This is a genomic window from Burkholderia sp. MSMB1498 (assembly GCF_001526245.1).
Classification (GTDB): Bacteria; Pseudomonadota; Gammaproteobacteria; order Burkholderiales; family Burkholderiaceae; genus Burkholderia; species Burkholderia savannae.
In genome coordinates this window covers 104,501-131,246 of record NZ_LOYJ01000016.1, presented here as the reverse complement: position 1 = coordinate 131,246, position 26,746 = coordinate 104,501, and the positions used below count along the sequence as shown (strand labels likewise).

The following is a 26,746-nucleotide window of genomic DNA, read 5'->3' as shown; positions in this document are numbered from 1 at the left end:
CTCCCGCCTCGACTCCCTTCTCGCTCGAGCGCGGGCGGGCCTCTCGGACGGTACGCACGCGCTCTTGGGATTCGACCTGACCTGCCCCTTCAATAGGGCCAACGGACTTCTAGCAAAGTCCCTTTATGAGCGGTACCGGCTTTCAGTGCCAGCAGCAATGTTAGTCTTCGGCTTTCTGTTGGTCCGTCAGTTGGGCCTGCAGGCCCAACTGACGGGCGTATTCGGCAGGCGCCACTTCACCGAGAGCCCTGTGAGGCCGACTCTCGTTGTACTCGACCCGCCATCGCTCAATCTGCGCCCTGGCATCGGTAAACCAGTGCGCGTTCAGGCATTCATCGCGCAGCGTGCCGTTGAACGACTCCACGAATGCGTTATCCGTTGGCTTGCCGGGCCGACTGAAGGCAATCTCGACCTTTTGATGGTAAGCCCACAGGTCCATCACCTGACTCGTAAATTCCGAGCCGTTATCACACAACAGTGTACGAGGCGCTTCGCGTTTGGCCTTCAGTTCACCCAACACGCGCACGACATCTGACGCGCCCAATCGCTGGCCAACGTCAATGGCGAGCGCTTCGCGGGTGAAGACATCAATGATGGTCAGTGCGCGGAACCTCTGGCCGCTCGAAAGCTGGTCGGCAACAAAGTCCAAACTCCACACCTGATTTGCCGCCGTCGACTTCGCGCGTGCCGGGCGGCTCATCTGGGCGCGTCGTTTGCGATTTGGTCTGTAGCGCAGCGACAAACCTTCCTCCCGATACAGACGGTACAGCCGATTCTTGCTGACCTGATAGCCCTCCCGCAGGAGCAGCACGCGTATCTTCCGATATCCATACCGTACCCGCGTAGCCGCGATTTCACACATGCGCTGCCGCAATGCAGTCTGGGCGAGCGTCGTGAACCAGTGCTCGTTAAGGCATTCATCGCGGAACTTGCCGTTGAACGACTCAATGTATGCATTCTGCGTTGGCTTGCCAGCTTGAATCAATTTCAACGTCACGCCGTTGGCGTATGCCCATCGGTCGAGCGCACGGCTCGTAAACTCGGAGCCCTGGTCCGTTCGCAGCGCTTTGGGATAGCCTCGGAAACGCGTTGCCATATCCAGCTCTCGAGCGACATACAATCCCGAGATGCCGTGGTCCACGACGATATCGACAGCCTCCTTGGTGAAATCGTCGACGATGGTCAAGCACTTCAGACGCCACCCGTTCGAAAGCGCGTCCGTCACGAAGTCGATTGACCAAACCTCGTTGGGCCCATTCGGCAAAACCAGTTGCTCGCGTTCAATCATCACACCGCGGCGCCGGCGACGGCGCCGCGCGGCCAGTCCCGCTTCGCGGTAAAGGCGATGCACGCGCTTGTGGTTCGCGTGGATGTCGAGCATCGAATCGGCCGGTAGGTGCTTGAGCTTGTTGTTCTCCTGCCCCAACTCCTTTAGGCACTGCGCTTCGGAGACCGTCATCCCGCCGAACTTCGTTTTCCAGTTGTAGTAGGTCGCTTCCGAGATGCCGTACTTGCAGCACAGCTCCGCCGGCTTCAGGCCAGCCTCGGCTCCTTTCAAGATGCCGATGATTTGTTCTTCGTTAAATCGCTTCTTCATTGCCGTTCCTCTCTGGAACGGACTCTACAGCGTCACCGTACTAAACGCGGGGGATAGGTCAAGGCGCAAGTCGAGATACAATTTTTGCGCGGCTTAAATTTAAGCTTGACCAAAATTATGACGTAATCTAGATTCATTTCGGTAACAAGGAATGAGGTGGGGAATAAAGCGGATGCCTCGATCCAATCGGGTACTGAATGGGTCGACCTTGCGGGTATGAGTACTTCCGCGAATCGACATGGAGCAGACTCAGGCGCCGCCGTTGGCAGCTTTATTAGCACGCCGCCGATTGAAAGTGAATCAGGCAGACTGTCTTTCGATGTCGATGAGATAGGGCGCTGCTGGTGTATCGGATCGACTACTGTTGAACGCTTCGGCACCGCCATCGATTCAGAGCGAATTCGGCAAGCCAGCCGATCGCAAGGCGGCATGGTGACGTCGTCGAATGAGTGCACGCGCATGTCTGCTATTCATTGCAGATTTACTTCGGAGAATTAAACAGTTGGTTCAACGCCTCTGATTCCGGAACGGATGCATTCCGTGTTGCGATCGGCATTCGCAGCAAGACATTGCCGTGCTGCCGGCGGGGAAGGGGCGGGCAGTGTACTCGGCGCGTGTTGTGTCGAGTGGTGTCCTTGTCTAACGCGCGGGACGTTCGTGCTGCAATGCGCAGTCAGACATGCCGGCGCGCCGATCGGACGCGCCACGCACGAGTTATCTTGAAATTCTTGAAACGATCGGGAAACGAACCATGGCAATCGGCATCGGCGGATCGAGTGCAGCGACGGAACTGGCGAAACTCGGCGACATGACGAGCGGCATCGCGCCGATCCAGCCCGCAGAGTATGCCGCGCGAATCGAGCGCGCACAGGCGCTGATGACGCAGTATGGCCTCGATGCGATCTATGTCGAATCGGGGACGAACCTGCTCTACTTCACGGGTGTCGCATGGCGCCGCAGCGAACGCCTGACGGGCGCGCTGATTCCGGCGTCGGGGCCGGTGCAATATGTCGTGCCGGCGTTCGAGCGCGGCACGTTCATCGGCATGATGCAGATTTCCGGCGACATCCACTGTTGGGACGAGGACGAGAATCCGTATCAACTGCTCGCGGATGTCGTCGAACGCCGTGGAATCGGCGCCGGTACGCTCGGATTCGACGAATCCGCGCCGTATTTTATGTATGTGGGCATTCGCGAACGAGCACCGGCATTGCGCATTCGCAGCGCAGCGGACGTCACGCGTGCGTGCCGGATTCGCAAATCGGCGACCGAACTCGCGCTGATGCAGCGAGCAAACGACATGACGCTGCGCGTTCACCAGGCCGCGGCGGCGATCTTGAGAGAAGGCATCGCTACCGATGAAGTGCTCGACTTCATCGACGACGCACATCGCGCGGTGGGCGCGCGGCGCGGGTCGACATTCTGCATCGTGCTGTTCGGAGCGGACACGGCTTACCCGCACGGCGTCAAGCGTCCGAAGCGCCTCGAGCACAACGACATGGTGCTCATCGATACGGGCTGCCAACTATACGACTACCACTCCGACATCACGCGTACATACGTGTTCGGCAGTGCTGACGCGCGTCAGCGCGAAGTCTGGGAGCACGAGAAGCACGCCCAACGGATCGCGTTCGAGCGCGTGAAGGCGGGTGTCTCGGCGGAAGAGGGCGATCGTGCGGTCCGCACGTATCTGCAATCGATCGGCTATGGTCCGGGGTATACGTTGCCGGGTCTGCCGCATCGAACAGGACACGGAATCGGTCTCGACATCCACGAATGGCCCTATCTTGTCGGCGGCGATCGAACCGAGCTCGACGTAGGCATGTGCTTTAGCATCGAGCCGATGCTTTGCGTTCCGAACGAATTTGGGGTTCGTCACGAGGATCACGTCTACATCACCGCCGATGGCCCGCGATGGTTCACTCAGCCGGCAAGAAGCATCGATGATCCGTTCGGATTGGGTTGAGCATCCAAGCCGTTGTCGGGGGTGTCGGTGGTCGACGCTATCGATAGTGTCGGCACCTCGTTGTTACACGGCCGGCAGCGAAGGCATGTCGGCGGTCGGCGTCGACATCGGCATGACGAGCGAGTCGGCGGAGCGTGCGTTGTGTCCTGTACGTATCGCGCCGAGCGGCCGGATTTTTGCCGGTGATCGCTGCGTCCCAAAAACGTCTGACCATCGCCGATCACGCGCTGGTTCCGCTCCGAAAAAGTAATGAGGCCAACGCGGCATGCAAGCCGTATCCGAGGTTTGACGAACATTGCAGCCGCGGTGCGGACGTCGACTGCAGGGCGACGCGGATGATCATCTTGGACATCCAGAGTGCCTTGCATCGATTCGGACGGTGCCGCAGGCATCGCATTGCGGATGCGTCAACAACCTCGGCTGCATACCCGATCGCGAAGATCGGGATGCGTTCGCTCACGATATCGCTGTTGCGACGGCTCGGTTCGAAACGTCACAAGCAGCGTTTCAGCGTGACGCCAATTTCGGGAGCGCAACTGCGCGCGCAATCGGCGCACTTCGACATGTGCGACATCCGTCTGTCGCTCTAGGGCGACGCGTGCTGTGCGTTGATGCAATTCGCTCACGGCCTCAGTCGATCGCGTCGACTAACGGTGTGATGGACGCCGGATTGCGACGTACGATGCACACATCTTCGGTACTGCTATTCGCCGGCATCGATTGTCGGATTGCAGGCACGCGCCAACGCATACCGATCGTTCGCAACGGGTATACATTTCGCCGCTCGCTGCTTGGAAAATCGATGCTGATGTCTTGTGTATCTTGTGTATAGTCTGTTCGCGCCGGGCAGGGCTTGTTGCGTATCGGCCTGCGAGCCTGCCCGAACTCGCTGGCGCGGTGCTGGCCAGATCGCTCGCCGGCCGTGCGATGTCGGTCGTTTCTTTCGAGCAGGCAGCATCCAAATCGTCGCGTGGCGCGATTCATCTTCGGGCATGCCGGTGCGGCATGCCTGCGCGGCAGACCTTTCTCCTTTGCCGGAAGGTTGCGTTCGTTTAAGCTGGACGAAAATTTAAGCTTGACGCAATTTCACCCGAAAGGTAATTTTTTTGCCTATCGGCCGCGGCGATAGCGGCTGCGCGCTTACTGACATCAATTGGGACAGCCGATGATCGACCGACTGAAATACAGTTTTCCCGACCTCACATCCTACTGCGCATCGATCGTCGACACGCATGCAGGGCTGTCTCGTCTGATCGACACGCTACAGCTCGACGCGCTCGTGGTCACGTCCCAGGACGAATACATCTCCGAGTGGCTGCCGCGCTGCAATAACCCGCGCTACGCGTTGTCCGGATTCGACGGTTCGGTGGGCTCGGGCATGTTCCTGAGCGCCGCCGCGGCGAAACGCATCGGCGCGCCGCAATTCGTGCTGTTCGTCGACGGCCGCTATCACTTGCAGGCGGAAAGGCAGTGCGATCCCGCGCTCGTGCAGGTCGAGAAACTGGGGCTCAACGTTGCGATGTGGCCGGCGATTGCCGACTGGCTCGCCGCGCACGCAGCCGAAATCAAGCGCGTCGGCTACGATGCGCCGCGATTGAGCGTCGCGCAGCGCGAGCGCTTGTTCGCGCACACCGCGAACGCCGGATTGCAATGGGCGGGTCTTGTAGGGGGCGAGATCGGTAAGGCGATCGAATTGCCGGGCTGGAGCGTCGAGCGGCCGATCTTCGAGTTGCCGCGATCGGTGACGGGCGTCGATATCGCGGAGAACATCGCGACGCTGAACAGGCGCATCGGCGAGCATCTCGGCGATTCGCACGCGAAGGCCGCGTTTCTTTCTTGCGCGGCGGACGATCTGAGCTATTTGCTGAACAGCCGCGGCTACCATCTGCCGTACGCGTCGTCGCACGTCGGCTTTCTGTTCGTCGTCGGCGAGGCCGTCGCGCTGTTTCTGCCGGACGGTTTCGATCGCTGCGCGGTGCGGATCGAATCGTATCCGGCGCTGCGCGTGATCCGCAACGACGTCGCCGAGCTCGAGCGCTTCCTCGCGCAATTCGACGTCGAGCACGTGTACTACGGCTTCGAAGCGGTCAACTGCGCGCTGCCCGATACGATGCGCCGCGTGTGGCCCGGCGCCCGTCACGTCGATCACAATCCGGTCGAAGCGATGCGCGCGAGCAAGACGCCGCAGGTGCTGGACCAGTTCCGCGACGCGTTCGCGCGCGGCTCCGAGGCGATTGCCGAGGCGATGCGCTGGGCGAAGACGGGCGAGCCGGGCAAGCGGCATTCGGAATTCGATCTCGCGCGCGTGATCAGCGAGGCATACGCCGCGCGCTCGGCCGTGGCGCTCAGCTTCACGACGGTGGCGGCGAACGGCGCGAACAGCGCATCCGCGCACTACACGGCGGTGAGCCCCGACGTCGAGCTGACGGAAGGCGAACTCGTGCTGCTCGACAGCGGCGCGTATTTCGGCGGCGGCTTCGCGACCGATTGCACACGCGTCGTGCTGCGTCGGACCCGCGCCGATACGCAGCCGCAGCCGTGGCAACGCGAGATCTACACGGTCGCGCTGAAGGCGTGCATCAAGGGGCTCGTCACGCGCTTCTCGAAGGACGCGACGGGTGCGGACGTCGACGCAGCCGTGCGCGATGTCTGCCGCGCGCACGGCTACGACTACAACCACGGCACGGGGCACGGAATCGGCATTCACGTGCATGAAGGCGGCGTGCGATTCAACATGGGCTCGAAGTACGGCCTCGTGCCGAACGCGGTGATTTCGGTCGAGCCGGGCATTTATTTGCCGGGCAAGGGCGGCGTGCGCATCGAGAACATCGTCGTCATTCATCCGAGCGATCAAGAGCCGAATGCGATGGAGTTCGAAAACCTCGTGACGGTCGGCTACGACTGGGATCTGATCGATCTCGATCTGCTCGCCGATGACGAGCGCGCCTATCTGCGTGATTACGAGCGGTTGTGCGTCGAGCGCGGCACGAACGTCACGCATTGCCCGCTGCTGTAGAGAGAGACGTGCGGTGCGCCGGACGCGCGCCGGACGTGAAAAGAAAAAACGCCGCCGGATGATCGCCCGGCGGCGTTTTTTTGCGAGCGCTCGGTGAGTGTGCCGACTGCGGCGCGACCGAGCGTCGCGCGCCGCCCGCCGCGCGCGTCACGCGACGCGCGTTTCGCTCCAGCGGTTCGCGCGACGGAAGGTGCCGATGTCGTTGAAGCGCACGCCGACCGCGCGCATCGCCGCGTGCGCCCGCTTCGCGGTCAGCTGGCGGATGTAGAACGGATCGCGCACGACGAAGTGGTGAATCGCATGCGTGCTGCCGAAGTTGAAGCAGAACAACTGCACCGGAATCAGCCACCACGGATTGAGCACTTGCGTTTGCTGGATGACGTTGCGCGAATCGATGTCGCCGAAGTAGTGCATGTTCGAGCTGATGAAGTTGATGCAGAAGCTGCGCACGAAATTCGGCCCGAGCCAGGTCACCGCGAGAAAGTCGACGACATGCATTGCCTGCTGGACGAACGTCGGCACGTCCGGCTGATAGCCGAGCGCATGCAGCGCGAAAAGCCCGACGTGGTATGCGATGAACGCATGCCAGAGCACGAAGTAGACGTGGCCGATCGGCATGTACGACATCAGTTGCTCGACGCGCAGCCGCACGCGATCGCCGCGCTGCTGGGCAGGCTGCGCCGCGACGTACTGCAGCACCTTGCGGCGCATGCCGAGCGGCCGCAGCGCGACGGCGAGCATGCCGTCGGCGAGCATCAGCAGGCGCTTCAGGCCCCAGCGCTCGCCGTTGGTGATTCCGTATTCCTCGAGATCGGATTCGCCGCCCGACACCTTGTGATGGTGCAGATGCATGCGGCGACGCGTCCACGGGTTGATCGTGCCGGGGCGGGTGAGCCAGCAGAGCGTCATCATCAGATGATAGGCCCACGGCGTCTTCTTGAAGTACATCAAGTGGATCAGGTCGTGCTCGAGTTCGTGGATCAGCGACGTCGCGAGCGTCGCGACGGGGAGCGCGACGTACCACGCGATCACGCCCGTCGCATACAGATATGCGCTGCCGAGCAGCGTCGCGACACACAGCGCCATCACCGTCGCGCCGACGAGATTCTGATTGTCGAGCAGCGGGTATTTCGCGCGCACGGCGTCGCTCGCGGCGTTGACCTCGTTGCGAACGTACGCGACCTTTTCCGCGTCGTTCTTGAAGCGCAAAGTCTTGGACTTGTTCATTGTTCGAATCCGTATCCCTGAAATCGGCGGTGTGCCGATAACACCATCTTAGAGCCGCCGGCGCATCGCGCGTGAGAGCCGGTCGTGCCAAAGGGCGAGTCATTTGAGGCCAATTTGCGGCACTGCGATGTGTCATCTGAGGCCATCCGTCGCTATAATCGGCCGGTCAACGCTCGGAGTCGATGCATGGCCACGTCCATTCCGGACCCTACGAGGCAATTGAACAAGGCGACCGTGTCGTCGGCGTATGCACTCTTCATGCTGATGCTGGCCGAGGAGCGCGGCATTGCCGATGCGGACATTCTCGCGAACACGGGCGTCACGCGCGCGAAGCTCGAAGAGCCGAACGCGCGCATCACGCCGCTGCAGCAGGCGGCGATCGTGTTCAATTTGCTCGGGAAAACGAACGATCCGTCGATCGCGATCGAGATCGGCTTGCGCAGCAGTCTGACGAAGTCGGGGCTGATCGGCTTCGGCCTGATGAGTTGCGCGACGCTCGGCGAGGCGATCCAGCTCGGCATCCGCTATCTGCCGACGCGCGTGCCGTTCTTTTCCGTGCGTCTCACGGAATTCGAGCACACCGTGCAGATCGACATCCTCGAAGCGTTTCCGCTCGGCAGGCTGCGGCAATTCGCCGTCGAGAACTTCATGGTCGAGACGGCGATCCTGTTCAACTCGTTGCTCACGCCGTCGCATGACAAGACGATGAAGGCGAACGCCGAGCTGTGCTTCGAGTGGCCCGAGCCGCCTTATTTCGCGCGTTACCGCGATCGCCTGCCGCGCTGTCATTTCGATGCGCCCGCCAATCAGATCCGCTGCGAAGCCGCGCTGCTCGACGAGCCGATCAAGACCGCGAACGCGCAGACCGCTCAGATGATCGTCCAGCAGTGCGAAGCGGAGCTCGCGCGGCTCGGCTATGCGGAGAGCATCGTCGAGCGCGTGCGCAATCTGCTGATCCGCGGCAGCGACGGCTACCCGTCGCTCGACGAACTCGCGCGCGAGCTGCATCTGTCCGAGCGCACGCTCAAGCGCAAGCTGAGCGACTACGGCGCGACGTATTCGGCGCTGCTCGACGAAATCCGGCTGCGCGACGCGCTGCGCCTGCTCGAAGGCACGCTGCTGACGGTCGACGAGATCGCGGTGCGCGTCGGTTACACGGATCGGGCGAACTTCAGCCGCGCGTTCCGGCGCTGGACGGGCACGTCGCCGAGCAGCCGGCGCTGAGCGCGACGCGCGGCCCCGCGATTGCGCGACGCGCCTCGTCCCGGAGAGACGAGGCCGATGCATGCCTGAAGTGCGCGCAACGCGCATTTCGGATACACCTGTCGCGAGCAGGGACGTTCGCGTTCGCGTCGATGCGTTTTCGCGACATCGCGTACGCATTGCTTCGGCGATCTCAAGCCGCAATTCCCCACGCAAAATAGGATATGCCGGCAAGCTTGTGTTGCGCTGGCTCAAGGCATACGATTTTTGGACGGCGGCGCGAGATGCGCGGCGTAGTGCGAGATCGGTGCGAACGGCTCGTGTGCGTGCGCATGCCGCGTCGGGATTCCCGGCTTTCGTCACGACTCGTTCAACACGCTCCGCAACATGACTTCCGTTCTTCTTCTCGAAAACATTCACGACAGCGCATCCCGGTATTTCATCGACGCGAACGTCGAAATCGAGCGGCGCAAGGGCGCGCTCGCCGGCGACGAGCTCAAGCGCGCGCTGCAGCCTCATCAACTGATCGGCATTCGCTCGGCGACGCATCTGATGCGCGACGAGATCGACGCCGCGCGGCATCTGCTCGCGATCGGTTGCTTTTGCATCGGCACGTCGCAGGTCGATTTGTCGGCCGCCGCGCACCACGGCATTCCGGTGTTCAACGCGCCGTTCTCGAATACGCGATCGGTCGCGGAGCTCGTGATCGCGGAGGCGATCCTGCTGCTGCGGCGCGTGCCGGAGAAAAGCGCGCTCGCGCACGCGGGCGAATGGGCGAAGGGCGCGGGCGGATCGTTCGAGACGCGCGGCAAGACGATCGCGATCGTCGGCTACGGCAACATCGGCGCGCAGGTGGGCGTGCTGGCCGAGGCGCTCGGCATGAAGGTCGTCTATTTCGACGTGCAGGCGAAGCTGTCGCTCGGTTCCGCGCAGCCCGCGCGTTCGCTCGGTGAGGCGATCGCGCAGGCGGACGTCGTCACGCTGCACGTGCCGGCGAACGCGTCGACGCGCAACATGATCGATGCTGCCGTGCTCGCGCAATTCAAATCGAATGCAATCCTGATCAATGCGTCGCGCGGCACCGTCGTCGATATCGATGCGCTGCGCGACGCGCTCGCGCAAAAGCACCTGAGCGGCGCCGCGATCGACGTGTTTCCGCACGAGCCGAAGAGCAACGCGGATCGCTTCGAATCCGTGCTGCAAGGATTGCCGAACGTGATCCTGACGCCGCACATCGGCGGCAGCACGCAGGAAGCGCAGGAGAGCATCGGCGCGGAAGTGTCGTCGAAGCTCGTCGCGTTCCTGACGCGAGGCGATACCGCGGGCGCGGTCAATTTTCCGCAAGTGAGCCCCGGCGAATGCACGTCGGCCGCGCGGCTCCTGAACGTGCACGGCAACACGCCGGGCGTGCTTGCGGTGCTCAACACGCTGCTCGCGCAGGAAGGCGCGAATGTCGTCGCGCAGCATTTGCAGACGCGCGGCGACATCGGCTATGTGGTGACCGATCTCGACCGGGTGCCGTCGGATGCATTTCTCGACAAGCTGAGCCGCGATCGCGCATTCACGCGCAGCCGGCTGCTTCGCAGCGCATGAGGCGGCGCGCGGGCGTAATGGCAAGGGACCGGGCGTCATGCGGCATGCATCTTTGATGCACTGCCGCAGCCCTGTCGATTTTGACAGCGTTGGATTTCTCGCGCCCCGCGTGTAATATTGCGCTCCAATCGAATCGTCGCGCGACGACGGCGCTCGAACGGATCACCGAATCCGGAGCGCACGAGCGACAGGCTCGCCCATTCGCGTTACACGGCAGAGCCGGAATTGGCCGCGACGAATCACATCGCCGAGACGCGATGCACGCTCGATGGAGTCGAATCGAGATCCTGAGATTTACATAGAACAATAACGAATTTATCTGGGGAAGGGGGTTCGTGTATCGTGCGGCTTTCGATCCGCACGCTGTCGGTGTTCCATCCGGCGTCCTTATGACACCGCTTCGGCGGCGTCGTGCGCGCACGCTTGCATCCCGAACGATTGCACGAAGCCCGCGCGGCGGTTCGCGCTTGGGTCTGCCGCGGCTGACAGGCGTTTCATCGGCGTCGTGCACGACATGTGCGAGTGCGTTCGCGCCGATTTCTCGAAGAGGGCTGACGATGCAGTTCGAAGAGTTGAGCGATGACGAATGGGCGCGTATCGAGGGATTGCTGGCGGCGCAGCCGGTGAGGAACACACGCTGCGGCCGGCCGCGCGCGCAGGCGCGGGCGGTCGCGAACGCCGTGTTGTGGGTGTTGACGACGGGCGAGTGCTGGGCCGCGCTGCCGCGTCGCTATCCGTCGTCGCCGACTTGCCGCCGTCGTTTCGACGAATGGTCCGCGGACGGCACGCTTGCCGCGTTCGTCGAGCGATTGCGTTCGGCCGGGCGGCAGGTGGAACTGCGCGATCGGATCGGCTCGGCCGATGCGAAGCCGCACGCGCGGGCGCGCCGCCGGTTCCGGCACAACGCGCTCTGGAGCAGCCCTGAATCCTGGTGCGCGCCGGCCGCCGGCGGCGGCGCGGCCGATGCGGGCAGGGACGGCCGCGCGCCGGAATGCGGAGAGGGCGGCGCGGGCTGACGGACGGCGGTGCGTGCGATGCTTCGCGTTGCGGGCTGTGGAATTCGTCGTCGCGGCCCGGTGACGCTCGGCGGTCGACGAGCAATCGACCGGTTGCGAATGGCCCGTAGTATGCCGCGCGCGTTCGATGTCGTGGCTGGGCGTGATGCAAACGGCCGCGCGAGCGTGTGTCGCTCGACGCATCCATCGACGCGTTCGAGCATGCCCGCCCATTCGATCCTCGTGCAATGCGCGATTGCCTGATTTGGCCGATGCGACGAGCAATCGCGCCGTATCCCATGCGAGCGGCGAACGGATGTCGGCGCATCGTCCGTCGCAAGCGAGCCGCGCTCGGCGTTTCGCTCGCGACAAGTGCGACAGGCGAGGACCTACGCCGCTTGCCAGCGCGCGGCCGCGACGTCGATCTTGCGCGGAATCAGCTTGAGGCTCGCAAACGTATCGGCGATTTGCTGCTGATATGCGAGCGCCGAGGCGTCGATCGGCTGCACGCCGTAGCTTGCGCGCTTCAACGCGCGTTCGAGCGTCGCCGTGTCGAGGCCGACGAGCGGTGACAATTGCGCCGCGACGGCGGCCACGTTCTCGCGCGCCCAGCGATCGACCGCGCCGACTTCGTCGAGCAGCGCGCGCACGAGTTGCGGCTCGGAGTCGGCGAACTTCCGGCTCGCGAGGTAGTACTGCGTGTTGTTCACGAGCCCCTCTCCGTTCGCGATCACGCGCGCGTTCGCTTGCCGCTCGACCGCGGCGAGATAGGGGTCCCAGATCACCCAGGCGTCGACGCCGCGTTGCGCGAACGCCGCGCGTGCGTCGGCGGGCGCGAGATAGACGGGCGTGATGTCGCGGTAGTCGATCTTCGCGCGCTGCAGCGCCTTGACGAGCAGAAAGTGAACGTTCGAGCCTTTGTTGAGCGCGATCTTTTTGCCGCGCAGATCGGCGAGCGCGCGAATCGGCGAATCGTGCGGCACGACGATCGCTTCGCCCTGCGGCGCGGGCGGCTCGCTGCCGACGTAGACGAAATCGACGCCGCCCGCGAGCGCGAACACGGGCGGCGTCTCGCCGACGGTGCCGACGTCGATCGCGCCGGCGTTCAGGCCTTCGAGCAGTTGCGGCCCGCCGGGAAACTCGACCCACTGGATCGCGACGTGCTGATCTGCGAGCCGCTTCTCGAGCGAGCCGCGCGCTTTCAGGACGACGAAGTTGCCGTATTTCTGGTAGCCGATCCGCAGCGTTTTCGCGTTGCGCTGCGCGTGCGCGGCGCCGCTTGCCGACAACGCGGCGAGGCCGCCCAACAGCGGGGCGGCGAACGCGGCCGCGCCCGCCGCTTTGAGCAGCGTGCGTCGCGTGTCGTCGTGGGCGCGGGGGAGAGCGGTGGTGGTGCGAGGCGTATCGTGATCGGTCATGTGGCTTTTCGGTCGATGCGGTTCTTGCGCGCGATGCGATCGCGCCGCTTGCACGATTCGCGGCCGCGCGGCCGCGTCGCGAATCCGTCGTCATCATCGTCGGCGCGCGCGAAGCGGGTCAATGGCCGGCTTCGACTTTGTTCTGCTATCGATTTCGCGTGAAAGAATTTGTGAGCGTGGCGTGGCTCGGCTTGGCGTGCGTGTGTGCGAGGGCGCAGAACACAGGGCACGGAACACGGAACACGGAACACGGAACACGGAGCACAGAGCACAGAGCACAGAGCACAGAGCACAGAGCACAGAGCACAGAGCACAGAGCACAGAGCACAGAGCATCGCCGATGAATGCCTGCCGTGCGCGCGTGGCGCATTGGTCGAGCGCATGTCGGCGCGTCGAGCATTCGTGGCGCGCCACATCGCGCCCGGCTCGGACCGCCATGCTCGATGCGCGGCGATTATCGGGTGGCGCAGTGCACAGGCTTGACGGTGCGATTTCGGGAGCGGGAAGCGGGCGACCGAGCCGGGCCCTGAGCATCCGATGAGCGTTGTCGCACGGAGGAACTCGACGACCATCGCCCGGTTCGACGCTCGAGGATTCGCGCTCCAACATCATCGAGCGGCCCGGCGCACGGCACTCGAGCGCCAGGCGTGCGAATCCCGAGCCCCGCAGCCCGCCTGGGCGGAACCGATCCATCTCCGCGAAAGCACGATTGCTGCGTCGCAGCGCCCACGCCTGCCGCCGATCCCGCCCGGTGCGCCCCTGCTTTTCATGAGTCACGATCGATTTCATAATAGGCGCGCCGCGGGATCGCGCGACATGCCCGAGCAGCGAGCAAGCTTGCCGATGGGGGGAACCAGAATGGGCGAGTTGGCGGACGAATCGAGAATTTTCCTGTCGACGCTACAGCCGGAGCGCCGCGAGCGCAGGCTCGCGATGACGGCGGTGGTGCTGTCCGTGGTCCTGTTCGCCACGCTCGCGCCGTTCGTGCGCATCCAGATGCCGCAGGTCTGGGCGTTCATTCCGATCTATCAGTCGGCGATCGTGATCTGCGATCTGATCACGGCGGGCCTGCTGCTCGGCCAGTTCGGCATCCTGCGCACCACGTCGCTCGTCGTGCTCGCCGGCGGCTATTTGTTCACGGCCTGCATGGCGAGCGTGCACATGCTCACGTTCCCCGGCCTCTTCCTGCCGAGCGGACTGCTCGACGCGGGCCCGCAGACGACCGCATGGCTCTACATGTTCTGGCACGGCGGCTTTCCGCTTTGCGTCATCGCCTATACGTTCGTCAGCCGCCGCGAGCGCGGGCAGCCGCTCTACACCGGGCGGCTCGCGCTGCCCGTGATCGCCTGCGTCGGCACGGCGCTCGTCGCGACGGGCGCGTTCGCCGCGCTCGCGACGAGCGGCCGCGAACTGCTGCCCGCGATCATGCAGAATCAGCACTACACGCCGCTCATGCGCGGCGTCGTCACGACGGTCTGGCTGACGACGCTCGGTGCGCTGATCCTGCTCGCGGCGCGTCGGCCGCATTCGGTGCTCGATCTGTGGCTCGTCGTCGTGCTGTGCGCGTGGCTCCTCGACATTGCGCTGTCGGCCGTCCTCAATCACGGGCGCTTCGATCTCGGCTTCTACGCGGGGCGCATCTACGGCCTCGTCGCGTCGAGCTTCGTGCTGCTCGCGCTGTTGCTCGAGAACGGCAAGCTGTACGCGCGCACGGTTCATGCGCTGCAGGGCGAGCGGGTCGAGCACCGGCGCGTGCAGGAGAAAACCGTGCAGTTGAACGAAGCGAACGAGCTGCTCGAGCAGCGCGTCGCCGAGCGCACGCGCGAGCTGCTCGCCGCGAACAGCGAGCTGCGGCGCGAGATCGCCGAGCGCGAGCGCGCGGAGGAGGCGCTCGCGCGCTCGCGCGAAGAGCTGCGCGAGATCGCCGCGATCAGTTCGACCGCGCGCGAGCAGGAGCGCGGCCGCATCGCGCGCGAGTTGCACGACGAGCTCGCGCAGACGCTCGCGATGCTGCGGCTCGATCTCGAACGCGTGTCGACGGCGGGCAATGAGCTCGCGGGACGCTTCTCGGAGATGCGCGGGCTGCTCGACGGCGCGGTGGCGGCGACGCGCCGGATCGCGTCCGATCTGCGGCCGCTGATGCTCGACGATCTCGGGCTCGTCCCGGCGATCCAGTGGCTCGTGCAGGCGTTCCAGCAGCGGCACGGAATCGATTGCTCGCTGATCGTCGAGCCGCCCGAGCTCGATCTCGGCGAGCCGCAGGCGAGCACGACGTTCCGCATCCTGCAGGAATCGCTGACGAACGTCGGGCGTCACGCGCGCGCATCGCACGTCGACATCCGGCTCATCGCCGACGATCGCGAGGTGATGCTGTGCATCCGCGACGACGGCGTCGGCTTCGACACCGCGAATCCGCGCAAGCCGAATTCGTTCGGGCTCGTCGGCCTGCGCGAGCGCGCGTACCTGGTGCAGGGCACGCTGTCGGTGGAGACGGCGCCGGGGCAGGGTACGGCAATCGAGGTCCATATTCCGCTCGTGCAGTCGCACGGCGTGACTGTCCTGCAAAGCGGCGAGCTGCGCGAGTGACGCGGCGGTGCGGTGTGGCGCGGTGAGGTGCGATGTGGTGCGATGTGGTGCGGCGAAGCCGCCGCGCGCGTCAGCGGCCGGCGCCCGGGCTGCGCGGGTCGATCACGACTTCGCCGTCTTCCTTCGTGAACGGGCCGCGCAGCGGCGACGGCAGGATCTCCAGCACGCGCTCGGACGGCCGGCAGAGCCGCACGCCGAGCGGCGTGACGACGAACGGCCGGTTGATCAGGATCGGATGCGCGAGCATCGCGTCGATCAGTTGCGCGTCGGTGAGCGTCGCGTCGGCGAGGCCGAGCTCCGCATACGGCGTGCCCTTCTCGCGCAGCGCGTCGCGCACCGCGAGACCCGCGTCGGCGATCAGCCTGACGAGCGTCGCGCGTTCGGGCGGCGCGTTCAGATATTCGACGATGCGCGGCTCGATGCCGGCGTGGCGGATCATGGCGAGCGTGTTGCGCGACGTGCCGCAGTCGGGGTTGTGATAGATCGTGACGGACATCATGGACCTCGCTGGATTTCGGTCAGGCGTCGCGCTCGAGCGCCGACGCATACCAGCGGCGCGACCGGTTGGCGACGCCGACGACGAACAGCATGACGGGCACTTCGATCAGCACGCCGACCACCGTGGCGAGCGCGGCGCCCGAGCGCACGCCGAACAGGCTGATCGCGGTCGCGACCGCGAGCTCGAAGAAATTGCTCGCCGCGATGAGGCTCGACGGCCCGGCGACGCAGTGCGCGACGCGCAGGCGCCGGTTGACGAGATACGCGAGCCCCGAGTTGAAGAGCACTTGCAGCGTGATCGGCACGGCGAGGAGCGCGATGACGAGCGGCGCGTCGACGATCGCCTGGCCCTGGAACGCGAACAGCAGCACGAGCGTCGCGAGGAGCGCGGCGATCGACCACGGGCCGAGCGCGGCGATCGTGCGTTGCAGGCGGTTCTCGCCGCGCGCGAGCAGCACGCGGCGCAAGCACTGCGCGAAGGCGACGGGCGCGACGATGTAAAGGCCGACCGACACGAGCAGCGTGTCCCAGGGCACGACGATCGCCGACAGGCCGAGCAGCAGCGCGACGAGCGGCGCGAATGCGACGACCATCACCGCGTCGTTCAGCGCGACCTGCGACAGCGTGAAATACGGATCGCCGTCGCAGAGCTGCGACCACACGAACACCATCGCGGTGCACGGCGCCGCGGCGAGCAGGATCAGGCCGGCGACGTAGCTGTCGAGCTCGCTCGCGGGCAGCCAATGCGCGAACAGGTGGCGCACGAATAGCCAGCCGAGGAGCGCCATCGAGAACGGCTTGACGAGCCAGTTGACGGCGAGCGTGACGCCGATCCCGCGCCAGTGTCGCCCGACTTGCGAGAGCGACGCGAAGTCGATCTTCAGCAGCATCGGCACGATCATCACCCAGATCAGCAGGCCGACGGGGACGTTCACGTGCGCGATCTCGAGCCGCGCGAGCGCATGGAAGAAGCCGGGCAACAGCTTACCGAGCGCGATGCCGGCGACGATGCAAAGCGCGACCCACGCGCTCAGATAGCGCTCGAAGAAGCCGATCGCCGGGCGGGGCGGCAGGCCGATGCGGGCCGATTGCGTCATTGCCCGGCCTCCTTGCAAACGGCGCCGCGCGCGATGCCGCAAGGCGCGCCCGCGCAGCAGTTGTCGGTCAGAAAGCCGATCAGCTCGTTCATCGCGCCGAAGTTGGCGGAGTAGATCACGTAGCGGCCTTCCTGGCGCGCGTGCACGAGCGACGCGTGCGCGAGGTCCTTCAAATGGAACGACAGGCGCGATGGCGCGATGTCGAGCGCTTGGGCGAGATCGCCGGCCGGCATGCCGTCCGCGCCGGCGACGACGAGCAGGCGGTAGATCGCGAGCCGGGATTCATGAGCGAGCGCGCCGAGCGCGCGGATGACGATGGATGAGTCCATGCGCGGAGGATAGCCGCATCGATTCATTATTTCAAGAAATATTGAAATAATGCGGCGGCGGAGCAGGCGGCCGTTGCTCGTGCCGGCCTGCTTCGCTTTGTCCCGTTCACGTTGTCCGGCCCTCCGCCCATGCCGTCCCGGCCCTCGCGAGCCGGCGGCAGCAACCGGCGCGCTGCCGGCTCGGCGGGCGCGGCGCGCGGCGTTGCGCGAACGAGCGGCGAAGCGGCGCCAGAGCGCATTCTTCGAAAAGGCGCGAACAAAAGTCGACAGCACGCCGCAACGCGTTTCGATAGAATCGCCGATCCTTACATCGTGTTTTCGTCGAGCGGGCGCGCGCCGTCCGCGCGGCTTACGACGCGGCATCGGACGCGGCATGCGCCGCGATTCGCCGCTTCCCGCGATGGTCCGCCCATCCTCACTTCGCCTCGCGCTTCCCGCCGTTCATGGTTCAACACGCAATCGCCTCGACGCCGTCGCCGACGCGCGCCGCATCCGCCTTCCTCCGCCGCGCGCCGCGCGCGTTGCCGATCGTCGCGCTCGTGTGCGCCGCCGCGCTTCTCGCGGCCGGCTGCCGCGAGCGCGAAGAGCCGCCGCGCGGCGTCATGCCGGTGCTGAGCGCATCGTTCAAGCCGACGAGCGGCTTCGTCGTGCCCGTCGCGATCGCGGGCAAGACGTATCACTTTCTCGTCGACACGGGCGCGAGCCACACGGTGATCGACAATCGGCTCGCGCAGTCGATCACGCAGCCGTCGACCGACGAACAGATTCCGATCGCGTACCGGACGATGCTCGAAAAAGGCCTGACGACCTCGGATGGCGTGCTGCCGCAGGAGCGCGTGCGCCTGTGGCAGCCGCTGCCGATCGCGCTCGGCAGCTACGAAGTGCCGAGCTTCTATCCGTGGCTCGGCCTCGATCTGTCGTTGCTGTCGCAGGTGTTCGGCACGCGGATCGACGGCGTCGTCGGCATCGAGATCTTTCGCCAGCTGAGCTGGATCGCCGACAATCGCAGCGGCACGCTGACGGCGTGGCGCAATCCGCCGGCCGGGCAGCGCTTTCAGCATTGCGTCCCGTATCAGGACAGCTTCGGCCAGTCGCCCGCCGTGAGCGTCGATTTCGGCGATCAATGGGCGATGTTCCGCTTCGATACGGGCGCGCGCCATTCGATCGTGTCGGCGCCGACGCTCGCGTTCCTCGCCGGCCGTCAGGCCGCCAAGCCGCTCGGCGGCACGGTGCCGAGCGTGTCGGCGAACGGCGTCGGCCAGTCGCGCGATTACTTCGCGAAAGGGCTGTCGTTCGACGGCAAGCCGATCGGCAGCCTGCGCATCGCCGAAGGCGGCGGCGACATGCTCGGGATGAACTTCCTCGCGCGCCTCGATCGCTACATGTTCGTGCCGAGCACGATGGAGTTTTGCTACGACGCGAGCCGCTTCACGCGGGACGATCCGCGGCCGCTGCGCACGATCGCGATCCGCTTCGTCGACGGCCATGTCGAGCTGTTCCACAATCGTCCGGACGATCTCGCGCGCTACGGCCTCGAGAACGGCGACGTGCTCGTCGAGATCGACGGCAAGCGCGTCGATCCTTCGGCGATCGACGACGCGCGCGACCGACTGAGCACCGCGCCTTCGGGATCGCTCGAAATCGAGGTCGAACGCGGCGGCGAGCGCCGCCGCGTGCGGATTTGACGCACGGCGTTCGTCCGGCCGCGCGCGTCACGCGCCGCGGCCGCGTCGGCCCGCGCGGACCAGCCGCGCGTAACGCATTGCCGAATAAGGAAAAAGATCGCGACGCCGAGCGAGGCGTCGCGGGGCATTGCGCTTGGCGGGCGAGCGACTAAATTCAAAAAGCATGAGATTTGCGATCGAGCGGCCAATCGACTATCAATATAAAGAAGTACTCGATTGACATGAATCAACGCAAATCAACGGCGCTCATGAGATTTTCGCGTCATTGAAAATTTGAACAACAAGTTCCCATGAGACCAATGAAAGCGATGGTGCGCGCGACGGACCCGCTTGCCTCACGAGCCGCAGGGGCGGCTCGCGTCGATGGCGGGAACTGCATGCCTTGCCGGAGAGGATGACAGTGACCTCGAGACCCACCGCTGTACTTGCCGTGCTGTGCGGCTTGCTGAGCCAGACGGCGCTATCCCAGGAACCCCAGACGGAGCGCGCGCCCGACACGATGGAGGCGCGCGTGCTCGCATGCGCCGCATGCCACGGCCGGCGAGGCGAGGGGACGTCGAACGACTACTTCCCGCGCCTGTCCGGCAAGCCCGCCGGCTATCTGTACAACCAGCTCGTCGCGTTTCGCGACGGCCGGCGCAAGTACCCGCCGATGAACTATCTGCTCGCGTACCTGCCGGACGCGTACCTGCACCGGATCGCCGACCACTTCGCGAGCCAGCGGCCGCCGTTCCCGGCGATCGCGGCGCCCGCCGTCGCGCCCGCGGCGCTCGAGAGCGGCCGGCAGCTCGTGAAATCGGGCGACCCGTCGCGCAAGATTCCCGCGTGCGCGTCGTGCCACGGCGCGGCGCTGACGGGCATGGAGCCCGCCGTGCCGGGCCTGCTCGGCCTGCACGCCGAATACCTGAGCGCGCAGCTCGGCGCGTGGCGTTACGGCACCCGCACGTCGATCGCGCCCGACTGCATGCAACAGGTCGCATCCCGCCTCACCGACACGGACGTGACCGCCATCTCCGCGTGGCTCGCTACGCAGCCCGCGCCCGCGAACCCGTCGCCCGCCCCCGCGGGCTCGCTCGACATGCCGCTCGCATGCGGTAGCGAACCGCGTTAATGGAGGCCTCGGTGCACAAGCATTTGATCGTCAAATTCCGCGGTGCGCTCGCGAATGCCGCGTTCGCGCTGCTCGCGGCGGCGTTCGCCGCATCCGCCGCGCACGCGCAGCCCGCCGCCGACGCGGCGAGCGTCAAGCGCGGCGAATATCTGGCGCGCGCGGGCGACTGCATCGCGTGCCATACGGTGCCGGGCGAGAAGCTCTTCGCGGGCGGCCGCGCGATGCCGACGCCGTTCGGCACGCTGTATTCGCCGAACATCACGCCCGACAACGAGGCGGGCATCGGCAAATGGACGGCCGACGAGTTCTACACGATGATGCACACCGGGCGTTCGCGCGACGGCTCGCTGCTGTACCCGGCGATGCCGTTCGCCGCGTACACGAAGGTCACGCGCGCGGATTCGGACGCGATCTTCGCGTACCTGCGCTCGGTGCCGCCCGTGAAGCTCGCGAACCGGCCGCACGACATGCGCTTTCCGTACAACAACCGGCAGCTGCTGATCGGCTGGCGCACGCTGTTCTTCAAGGAGGGCGAATATCAGCCGGACAACTCGAAGTCGGCGGAATGGAATCGCGGCGCGTATCTCGTGCAGGGGCTCGGCCATTGCTCGATGTGCCACACCGCGATCAACGCGCTCGGCGGCAGCTCCGAATCGAACGCGTTCGAGGGCGGACTGATTCCGATGCAGGCGTGGTACGCGCCTTCGCTCACGTCGAACCGGGAAGCGGGGCTCGGCGACTGGAGCATCGCCGACATCACGGGGCTCCTGCAGGCGGGCGCATCGCATCGCGGCGCGGTGTACGGGCCGATGGCCGAAGTCGTCTACGACAGCCTGCAGCACCTGTCCGACGACGACGTGCGCGCGATGGCCGTGTATCTGAAGTCGCTGCCGCAGCGCGGCGGCGAGGCCGAGGCCGCGCTGAAGACGACGATGCCCGCATCGGAGCAGGCGCGCCTCCACAAGCTCGGCGCGAAGATCTACGACGCGCAGTGCGCGAGCTGCCACGGCAAGACGGGGCGCGGCAAGACGCCCGCGTTCCCGCCGCTCGCGGGCAACCAGTCGATCCAGATGACCTCCGCGGTGAACCCGATCCGCATGGTGCTGAACGGCGGCTATGCGCCCGGCACCGCGAAGAATCCCGAGCCCTACGGCATGCCGCCGTTCGCCCAGTCGCTGTCGGACGACGAAGTGGCTGCCGTGACGACGTTCATCCGCACCGCCTGGGGCAATCGCGGCACGCCGGTTTCCGCGAAGGAAGCCAACGCGCTGCGTTCCGCTCCGCTCTATTGAGGACATCATGAGCGACACTTCCCAACGACACGGGGGCGACCCCGAACCGCACGACGACGCGGTCGACGAGATCGTCCGCGCGGGGCCGCGCGGCGCGCTCGCGCTTGCCGGCACCGCGACCGCGATCGTGATCGCGCTGTGGTTCGCCTTTTACTTTCTCGTCTTCCTGCCTCGCGGCGTGATCCAATAAAACGGCTCCCATGTCCAAACAACCTATGCCAGACCGTCTCGACGGCGCGCAGCTCGCGGCCCGGATCGAGCGCAGGTGGGCGATCCTGGCCGTCGGCCTGATGGTCGTCCTCGTCGCCATGATGGTGTTCACCGGCCTGCATTGGGCGATGATGCCGCCGTCGCGCGTCGAAACGATCGATCCGACGACGCTGCACGTCTCCGGCGAATTCGTCGAGAGCAACCTCGGCACCGCGCGCGAGCCGGACGGCTCGGTCACGGTGCGCGTGATCGGCCAGCAGTATTCGTTCACGCCGCAGTGCATCCTCGTGCCGGCGAACACGCCCGTCACGTTCCGCGCGACGAGCGCGGACGTCGTGCACGGCTTCCTCATCACCGACACCAACATCAACTCGATGCTCGAGCCCGGCTACGTCGCGACGTTCCGGACGACCTTCGACAAGCCGAGGGACCACCTGATGCCGTGCCACGAGTATTGCGGCACGGGGCACGAGGGGATGTGGGCGCACGTCAAGGTCATTGACCGTGCGGAATTCGACAAACTGGCGTCCGGCGCGCGGAGACTGAGCTGTGTTAAAGAATAATCGACTGGTGCTCGCCCACTTCTGGCTCGCGTTCGCGGTGTTCGGCGTCGCGCTGCTGCTCGGCGCGTGGCAGATGCTCGCGCGCAGCCCGCTGCATCCTTGGCTCGGCAATCCCGAGCTCTACTATCGTTCGGTGACGGCGCACGGCTCCGTGATGGGCTACGTGTTCCCGACGCTGATCGCGATGGGCTTCGGCTACGCGATCAGCGAGCTCGCGCTCAAGATGCCGCTCGTCGGCCGCCGCTGGGCGTGGACGGGCTTCTGGCTGATCGCGCTCGGCTCGGTCGTCGCGATGACGCCCGTGTCGCTCGGCCTGTCGTCGGTGCTGTACACGTTCTATCCGCCGATGATCGGCAGCCCGTTCTACTACCTCGGCGTCGTGCTCGTCGTCGTCGGCTCGTGGATCTGGGTCGCGCTGATGTCGGTGAACCTGTATGCGTGGAAGAAGGGCAATCGCGGCAAGCCGATCCCGCTCGCGATGTTCGCGAACGTCGCGGGCGCGTATCTGTGGGGCTGGACCGCGGTCGGCGCCGCGATCGAGATCCTGTTCCAGATCCTGCCCGTCGCGGTCGGGCTCAAGTCGACGATCGACGCGGGCCTCGCGCGCGTGTTCTTCTCGTGGACGCTGCATGCGATCGTCTACTTCTGGCTGATCCCCGCGTACATCGCGTACTACACGCTCGTGCCGCGCGCGATCGGCGGCAAGCTGTACAGCGACGGGATGGCGCGCATCTCGTTCATCCTGTTCCTCGTCGGCGCGATGCCGATCGGCATTCACCACCTGTTCGCCGATCCGCAGGTGGGCTCCGGCTTCAAGTTCCTGCAATCGGTGTTCACGGCGCTCGTCGCGGTGCCGACGCTCCTCACGGTGTTCACGGTGTGCGCGTCGGTCGAGATCGCGGCGCGCCTGCGCGGCGGCAAGGGCGCGTTCGGCTGGCTGCGCGCGCTGCCGTGGCACGAGCCGATGATGCTCGCCGTCGCGTTCTCGTTCGTGATGCTCGGCTTCGGCGGCGCGGGCGGGCTCATCAACATGAGCTACCAGCTCGATTCGACGATCCACAACACGCAGTGGATCACGGGCCACTTCCACCTGATCTTCGGCGGCGCTGTCGTCATCATGTACTTCGCGATCGCCTACGAGCTGTGGCCGCATCTGACGGGCCGCGCGCTCGGCAGCCTGCGCCTCGTCAAGACGCAGCTGTGGCTGTGGTTCATCGGGATGATCGTCACGACGTTCCCGTGGCACTACGTCGGCATCCTCGGCATGCCGCGCCGGATGGCCTATTACGACTACAGCGACCCCGCGCTCGCGCCGCAGGCGGCGTGGGTGATCATGTCCGTCGTCGGCGCGCTGATCCTCGTCGCGTCGGCCGTGCTGTTCTTCGTCGTGCTGATACGCAGCCATTGCGGCGCGAAGGTGAAGCCCGCCGAGTTCACGTTCAGCTCGGCCGTCCACGAGCCGAAGACGCTGCCCGTCGCGCTCAACAGCTTCGCGCTGTGGATCGCGCTGATGATCGGCCTCACGGTCGTCAACTACGGCTATCCGATCGCGCAGCTGATGGCGCTCAAGCAACCGTCGGTGCCGGCGATCTACATGGGGGCACAGCGATGAGCACGGAACGTCTGTTTTCGATTCGCAACCGCTGGTTCACGGTCAGTGTCGGTCTCACGCTGTTCGCGGTGGTCGCGTCGGTGCTGATCGGCTTCGTCTGGCTGCCGTCGGTGCAGAAGGACGCGCAGTTCCAGGGCATCTGGAACGCGATCTGCAGCGCGGCCGGCGTGCCGCGCGCATGGCTCGCGTCGCAGCCGGAGCCGGCGCCTTCGGCCGTCAAGACGAGCACGGTCGTCGTCACGCCGCAGATGATGGCGGGCGCGGACAGCCTGTCGATCGGCCGCGGCGCGACGCTCGCGATGCGCTGCACGATGTGTCACGGCGCGCGCGGGATGAGCGATGCGAATTCGCCGAACCTCGCGGGCCAGTACGCGGTCGTCATCTACAAGCAGTTGAAGGACTTCCAGACGGGCGCGCGCACGAACGCGGTGATGGCGCCGATGGTCGCGAACCTCACCGACCAGGACATGCGCGATCTCGCGGCGTTCTACTCGTATCTGCCGCACACCGCGACGCAGCTCGCCGCCGCGCCGCCGAAGATCGTCGCGAGCGGCGCGCCGATGCGCAACATCGCGCCGTGCGCGTCGTGCCACGGCGGGATGGACAACAAGGTCGGCGGGCCGCGGCTCGAAGGCGAGCCGGAGGTCTACATCAACGCGCAGTTGCGGGCGTTCGCGTCGGGCGCGCGGCACAACGACATCAGCGAGCAGATGCGCAACGTCGCGCGACAGATGACGCCCGGCGAGATCGCGGCCGCCGCGCGGTATTACGCGGGCCGGCCCTGACGGGCGGCGCGGTTGCGGCCGCGCTCCGGCGCGAGCCGCGAAGGTGGCGGGCGCGCACGAACGCTGCGTCGCAGGCAACGCCGCATTGAAAGAAGCGGCAAACGGGGCGGGCCCGTTTGCCGCTTCTTGTTGATGACGGTCGATGAAGGAAGGCGGGCGCGTAGTGCGATGCGCACCGGGCGGGATATCGCGGTTCCGTGGCGGCGGGCTTCGGCGTGCGTTGGCGGATCGCCATCGCGCGGCGGCTGACGATGTTCGCCGGGGCCGACGATGCCCGGAAGCGCCAACGGTGCTCGAAAGGGCAGGCGGGGCGCGGCGGCCGCGTTGCGTCAGGCGCGCGAGCCGCGGCGCTTCGCGCTGCGCGGCGAGCGGGTGGGGGCGAGTGCGAGCGCATCGAACCGTCCGTCGCCGCGTGCCGCATGCGTCGCCGCATCGCGTGTGCGGCCGCGTTGCGCGCGGCTGCCGCGCGCACTATTTGTCGTCGGCCTGCGCGTCGTGAAAGAAGCGCCCGAGCTCGGTCGCGAGCTCGTTGAGCACGCCCATTTCCTGCTGCGTGATCTTGCGCGCCGGCTGGCCGGCCGACCAGTCGCCGTACAGCAGCGCGACCGCGTTTTGCTCCGCGGTCACGGGCAGCAGCACGAACGCGCGCGCGTCGTCGAACGCGTCCCGATACCACGCGGGCAGCCGCTTGACCATCTTCGGATCATGCGCGTTCTCGATGAAGATGCCGACCGAGTTCGTGATCGCGAGATGGAACACGTCGGGCTGGAACGCCTCGTGAAAGCGCAACTGTTCAAGCGTGGCGTCGACGTTCGGCCCGAAGCCGAGCCGCGCGGCGAACATGCCGTCGTCGCGCCGCACGAACATCACGGTGCGCGTGAACGCGAGGCCCGCGAGCACGCTTTCGGACGCGAGCGCGAGCACCGGGCCGAGCACGTGCTCGGACGGCAGCGCGCGCAGATCCGCGAGGCCCGCTTCGAGGCACGCCTGCGGCGTCGACGCGCCGCGCGCGATCTTGTCCGCGTTCGCGCGCAGCTCGACGATCTCGCGCATCACCGTGTCGCTCGTCTCTTCGCGCGACAGCGACGCCGCGATCTCGGCGAGCTCGTCCGCGCCGGTGCCGAGCGCGCCGTGAAAGCGGTGCGCGAGCGCCGCGATCCGTGCGTCGCGCTGCTGCGCGTGCAACGACGTGAGCGCGGTCGCGACGTCGGTCGAGCAGTGGCTCACCGCGCGCAGCCACTGGACGTCGTGCGGCGCGCCGTCGTTCGCGTCGAAGCGCGCCATGCCCGCGCGGATCAGCTCCGGCAGCCGCCAGCGCGACGCCGCCTCGAGGCCGATCTCGTCGAAGCCGACGCCGAGCACCGTGCGGCACGCGGCTTCGTCGTCGTCGTCATGCTCGGCCGCGCGCCGGCGGATCGCTTCCCACTCGGCGTCGAGATAGCAGACGACGAGCAGCTTGCCGACCTGGCGCATCAACGTGCAGACAACCGCTTCCTCGCCCGCGCGCAGATCGACATGCTCGGTCAGCTTGCGCGCGACGCAGCCCGACAGCAGCGCGCGGTTCAGTTCGAGCTTCGCGTCGATGCGGCGCGGCGCGCTGTGATGGAAATGGTCGACGAGCTTGAGCCCGACGACGAGATGGCCGACGGCGTCCATGCCGAGCACCATCAGCGCACGCGTGACGGTCGTGATGTTGCCGCCGAACGCCATGTACATCGCCGAGTTCGCGAGCCGCAGCACTTTTTGCGTCAGCGCGAAATCCGACAGCACGACGCGCACGAGCGCCGTGAAGTCGAGATCGTCGTTCTTCATCGCGGCCATCGTCGCGCGCAGCGCGTCCGACAGCAGCGGAAAATCGCCGCGCTCGTTCATCCGGGCCCAGAGCTTGTCGAGCAGCGCCGTTCGCGGCAGTTGTGCGGTGATTGGCATACGAATCAGTGATTGATGAAGCCGGCGGCGGGCG

At 66.0% G+C, this 26,746-nt stretch carries 20 protein-coding genes and 2 pseudogenes; 14 read left to right on the top strand and 8 right to left on the bottom strand.

The annotated features are described in order from the left end of the window. Positions 1-160 precede the first annotated feature (160 nt). Positions 161-883: pseudogene (locus WS91_RS36675) on the bottom strand (IS3 family transposase); the annotation flags it as partial. Then, positions 884-1,597 (bottom strand): annotated as a pseudogene (locus WS91_RS36670) (IS3 family transposase); the annotation flags it as partial. Positions 1,598-2,348: 751 nt separating this feature from the next. Here WS91_RS36670 and WS91_RS03975 point away from each other — a divergent pair. The 3 genes from WS91_RS03975 (at position 2,349) to WS91_RS03970 (ending at position 6,579) form a co-directional block, all read left to right on the top strand. Continuing rightward, positions 2,349-3,563: a M24 family metallopeptidase gene (locus tag WS91_RS03975; protein WP_059575281.1), complete on the top strand. Its 1,215-nt coding sequence runs from the start codon at positions 2,349-2,351 to the stop codon at positions 3,561-3,563. Between the two features lie 182 nt (positions 3,564-3,745). Continuing rightward, the gene (locus WS91_RS35460; RefSeq protein WP_156432279.1) at positions 3,746-4,153 is read left to right on the top strand and encodes a hypothetical protein; all 408 of its coding nucleotides are present in this window, start codon (positions 3,746-3,748) and stop codon (positions 4,151-4,153) included. A 575-nt stretch (positions 4,154-4,728) separates the two neighbouring features. Further along, entirely contained in the window at positions 4,729-6,579 is a 1,851-nt protein-coding gene (locus tag WS91_RS03970) for a M24 family metallopeptidase (RefSeq protein WP_059669777.1), read from the top strand. A 147-nt stretch (positions 6,580-6,726) separates the two neighbouring features. On the opposite strand, the gene WS91_RS03965 is transcribed toward WS91_RS03970, so the two are convergent. Further along, positions 6,727-7,806 (bottom strand): fatty acid desaturase, encoded by a 1,080-nt coding sequence (locus WS91_RS03965; RefSeq protein ID WP_059575286.1) that lies wholly within the window; start codon positions 7,804-7,806, stop codon positions 6,727-6,729. Positions 7,807-7,992: 186 nt separating this feature from the next. Here WS91_RS03965 and WS91_RS03960 point away from each other — a divergent pair, with 186 nt between their 5' ends. The 3 genes from WS91_RS03960 to WS91_RS03950 all read left to right on the top strand — a co-directional run bounded on the left by WS91_RS03960 (position 7,993) and on the right by WS91_RS03950 (position 11,618). After that, positions 7,993-9,030, top strand: a complete 1,038-nt coding sequence (locus tag WS91_RS03960; protein WP_059669776.1) for an AraC family transcriptional regulator — start codon at positions 7,993-7,995, stop codon at positions 9,028-9,030. 366 nt (positions 9,031-9,396) lie between these two features. Further along, a complete protein-coding gene (gene serA / locus WS91_RS03955; protein WP_226377148.1) occupies positions 9,397-10,602 on the top strand; it encodes a phosphoglycerate dehydrogenase in 1,206 nt (401 codons plus the stop codon). Between the two features lie 557 nt (positions 10,603-11,159). After that, positions 11,160-11,618: a transposase gene (locus WS91_RS03950; protein ID WP_059575290.1), complete on the top strand. Its 459-nt coding sequence runs from the start codon at positions 11,160-11,162 to the stop codon at positions 11,616-11,618. Between the two features lie 368 nt (positions 11,619-11,986). Here the strand turns inward: WS91_RS03950 and WS91_RS03945 are convergent, their stop codons facing one another. Continuing rightward, the gene (locus WS91_RS03945) at positions 11,987-13,015 is read right to left on the bottom strand and encodes a sulfonate ABC transporter substrate-binding protein (RefSeq protein ID WP_059575292.1); all 1,029 of its coding nucleotides are present in this window, start codon (positions 13,013-13,015) and stop codon (positions 11,987-11,989) included. An 858-nt stretch (positions 13,016-13,873) separates the two neighbouring features. Between WS91_RS03945 and WS91_RS03940 the strand changes: the two genes are divergently transcribed. Further along, positions 13,874-15,601, top strand: coding sequence for a sensor histidine kinase (locus WS91_RS03940; protein ID WP_059575294.1), 1,728 nt, complete (start codon positions 13,874-13,876; stop codon positions 15,599-15,601). 70 nt (positions 15,602-15,671) lie between these two features. On the opposite strand, the gene arsC is transcribed toward WS91_RS03940, so the two are convergent. From arsC to WS91_RS03925, 3 genes are read right to left on the bottom strand one after another with little or no spacing between them, the layout of a single operon-like run. Beyond that, positions 15,672-16,097, bottom strand: a complete 426-nt coding sequence (gene arsC, locus WS91_RS03935; protein ID WP_038744834.1) for an arsenate reductase (glutaredoxin) — start codon at positions 16,095-16,097, stop codon at positions 15,672-15,674. A 22-nt stretch (positions 16,098-16,119) separates the two neighbouring features. Further along, positions 16,120-17,196 carry an ACR3 family arsenite efflux transporter gene (gene arsB, locus WS91_RS03930; protein WP_059669775.1) on the bottom strand — a complete coding sequence of 359 codons (1,077 nt, stop codon included), beginning with the start codon at positions 17,194-17,196 and terminating at the stop codon, positions 16,120-16,122. Further along, a complete protein-coding gene (locus WS91_RS03925; RefSeq protein WP_059669774.1) occupies positions 17,193-17,525 on the bottom strand; it encodes an ArsR/SmtB family transcription factor in 333 nt (110 codons plus the stop codon). The genes arsB and WS91_RS03925 overlap by 4 nt, the downstream gene beginning before the upstream one ends. Positions 17,526-17,968: 443 nt before the next feature. On the opposite strand from WS91_RS03925, the gene WS91_RS03920 reads away from it, so the two are divergent. The 7 genes from WS91_RS03920 to WS91_RS03890 all read left to right on the top strand — a co-directional run bounded on the left by WS91_RS03920 (position 17,969) and on the right by WS91_RS03890 (position 24,783). Further along, complete coding sequence (locus tag WS91_RS03920) at positions 17,969-19,210, top strand: aspartyl protease family protein (protein WP_059669773.1); 1,242 nt, start codon at positions 17,969-17,971, stop codon at positions 19,208-19,210. A 394-nt stretch (positions 19,211-19,604) separates the two neighbouring features. Beyond that, a complete protein-coding gene (locus WS91_RS03915; RefSeq protein ID WP_052145011.1) occupies positions 19,605-20,321 on the top strand; it encodes a c-type cytochrome in 717 nt (238 codons plus the stop codon). Beyond that, a complete protein-coding gene (locus tag WS91_RS03910; RefSeq protein ID WP_038744755.1) occupies positions 20,321-21,613 on the top strand; it encodes a c-type cytochrome in 1,293 nt (430 codons plus the stop codon). Before WS91_RS03915 ends, WS91_RS03910 begins: the two co-directional genes overlap by 1 nt. Positions 21,614-21,620: 7 nt before the next feature. Further along, positions 21,621-21,803, top strand: coding sequence for a hypothetical protein (locus tag WS91_RS03905; protein WP_004534842.1), 183 nt, complete (start codon positions 21,621-21,623; stop codon positions 21,801-21,803). Between the two features lie 25 nt (positions 21,804-21,828). Further along, positions 21,829-22,386: a cytochrome C oxidase subunit II gene (locus WS91_RS03900; RefSeq protein WP_059575298.1), complete on the top strand. Its 558-nt coding sequence runs from the start codon at positions 21,829-21,831 to the stop codon at positions 22,384-22,386. After that, positions 22,373-23,998, top strand: a complete 1,626-nt coding sequence (locus WS91_RS03895) for a b(o/a)3-type cytochrome-c oxidase subunit 1 (RefSeq protein WP_059575299.1) — start codon at positions 22,373-22,375, stop codon at positions 23,996-23,998. The genes WS91_RS03900 and WS91_RS03895 overlap by 14 nt, the downstream gene beginning before the upstream one ends. Further along, on the top strand, positions 23,995-24,783 hold the full coding sequence (locus WS91_RS03890) for a c-type cytochrome (protein ID WP_059669772.1): 789 nt from the start codon (positions 23,995-23,997) through the stop codon (positions 24,781-24,783). Before WS91_RS03895 ends, WS91_RS03890 begins: the two co-directional genes overlap by 4 nt. A gap of 471 nt (positions 24,784-25,254) precedes the next feature. Here WS91_RS03890 and WS91_RS03885 read toward each other — a convergent pair whose 3' ends face one another. Further along, positions 25,255-26,712: an HDOD domain-containing protein gene (locus tag WS91_RS03885; RefSeq protein ID WP_038744760.1), complete on the bottom strand. Its 1,458-nt coding sequence runs from the start codon at positions 26,710-26,712 to the stop codon at positions 25,255-25,257. Between the last annotated feature and the right edge of the window lie 34 nt (positions 26,713-26,746).

Bases quoted from the DNA above. Each gene is read 5' to 3' on its own strand.
- serA (WP_226377148.1), top strand. From the start codon at position 9,397: ATGACTTCCGTTCTTCTTCTCGAAAACATTCACGACAGCGCATCCCGG.
- WS91_RS03945 (WP_059575292.1), bottom strand. From the start codon at position 13,015: ATGACCGATCACGATACGCCTCGCACCACCACCGCTCTCCCCCGCGCC.
- WS91_RS03920 (WP_059669773.1), top strand. From the start codon at position 17,969: ATGGTTCAACACGCAATCGCCTCGACGCCGTCGCCGACGCGCGCCGCA.
- WS91_RS03925 (WP_059669774.1), bottom strand. From the start codon at position 17,525: ATGGACTCATCCATCGTCATCCGCGCGCTCGGCGCGCTCGCTCATGAA.
- WS91_RS03910 (WP_038744755.1), top strand. From the start codon at position 20,321: ATGGAGGCCTCGGTGCACAAGCATTTGATCGTCAAATTCCGCGGTGCG.
- WS91_RS03905 (WP_004534842.1), top strand. From the start codon at position 21,621: ATGAGCGACACTTCCCAACGACACGGGGGCGACCCCGAACCGCACGAC.
- WS91_RS03960 (WP_059669776.1), top strand. From the start codon at position 7,993: ATGGCCACGTCCATTCCGGACCCTACGAGGCAATTGAACAAGGCGACC.
- WS91_RS03885 (WP_038744760.1), bottom strand. From the start codon at position 26,712: ATGCCAATCACCGCACAACTGCCGCGAACGGCGCTGCTCGACAAGCTC.
- WS91_RS03965 (WP_059575286.1), bottom strand. From the start codon at position 7,806: ATGAACAAGTCCAAGACTTTGCGCTTCAAGAACGACGCGGAAAAGGTC.
- WS91_RS03890 (WP_059669772.1), top strand. From the start codon at position 23,995: ATGAGCACGGAACGTCTGTTTTCGATTCGCAACCGCTGGTTCACGGTC.
- arsC (WP_038744834.1), bottom strand. From the start codon at position 16,097: ATGTCCGTCACGATCTATCACAACCCCGACTGCGGCACGTCGCGCAAC.
- WS91_RS03950 (WP_059575290.1), top strand. From the start codon at position 11,160: ATGCAGTTCGAAGAGTTGAGCGATGACGAATGGGCGCGTATCGAGGGA.
- arsB (WP_059669775.1), bottom strand. From the start codon at position 17,196: ATGACGCAATCGGCCCGCATCGGCCTGCCGCCCCGCCCGGCGATCGGC.
- WS91_RS03915 (WP_052145011.1), top strand. From the start codon at position 19,605: ATGACAGTGACCTCGAGACCCACCGCTGTACTTGCCGTGCTGTGCGGC.
- WS91_RS03970 (WP_059669777.1), top strand. From the start codon at position 4,729: ATGATCGACCGACTGAAATACAGTTTTCCCGACCTCACATCCTACTGC.
- WS91_RS03975 (WP_059575281.1), top strand. From the start codon at position 2,349: ATGGCAATCGGCATCGGCGGATCGAGTGCAGCGACGGAACTGGCGAAA.
- WS91_RS03940 (WP_059575294.1), top strand. From the start codon at position 13,874: ATGGGCGAGTTGGCGGACGAATCGAGAATTTTCCTGTCGACGCTACAG.
- WS91_RS03900 (WP_059575298.1), top strand. From the start codon at position 21,829: ATGCCAGACCGTCTCGACGGCGCGCAGCTCGCGGCCCGGATCGAGCGC.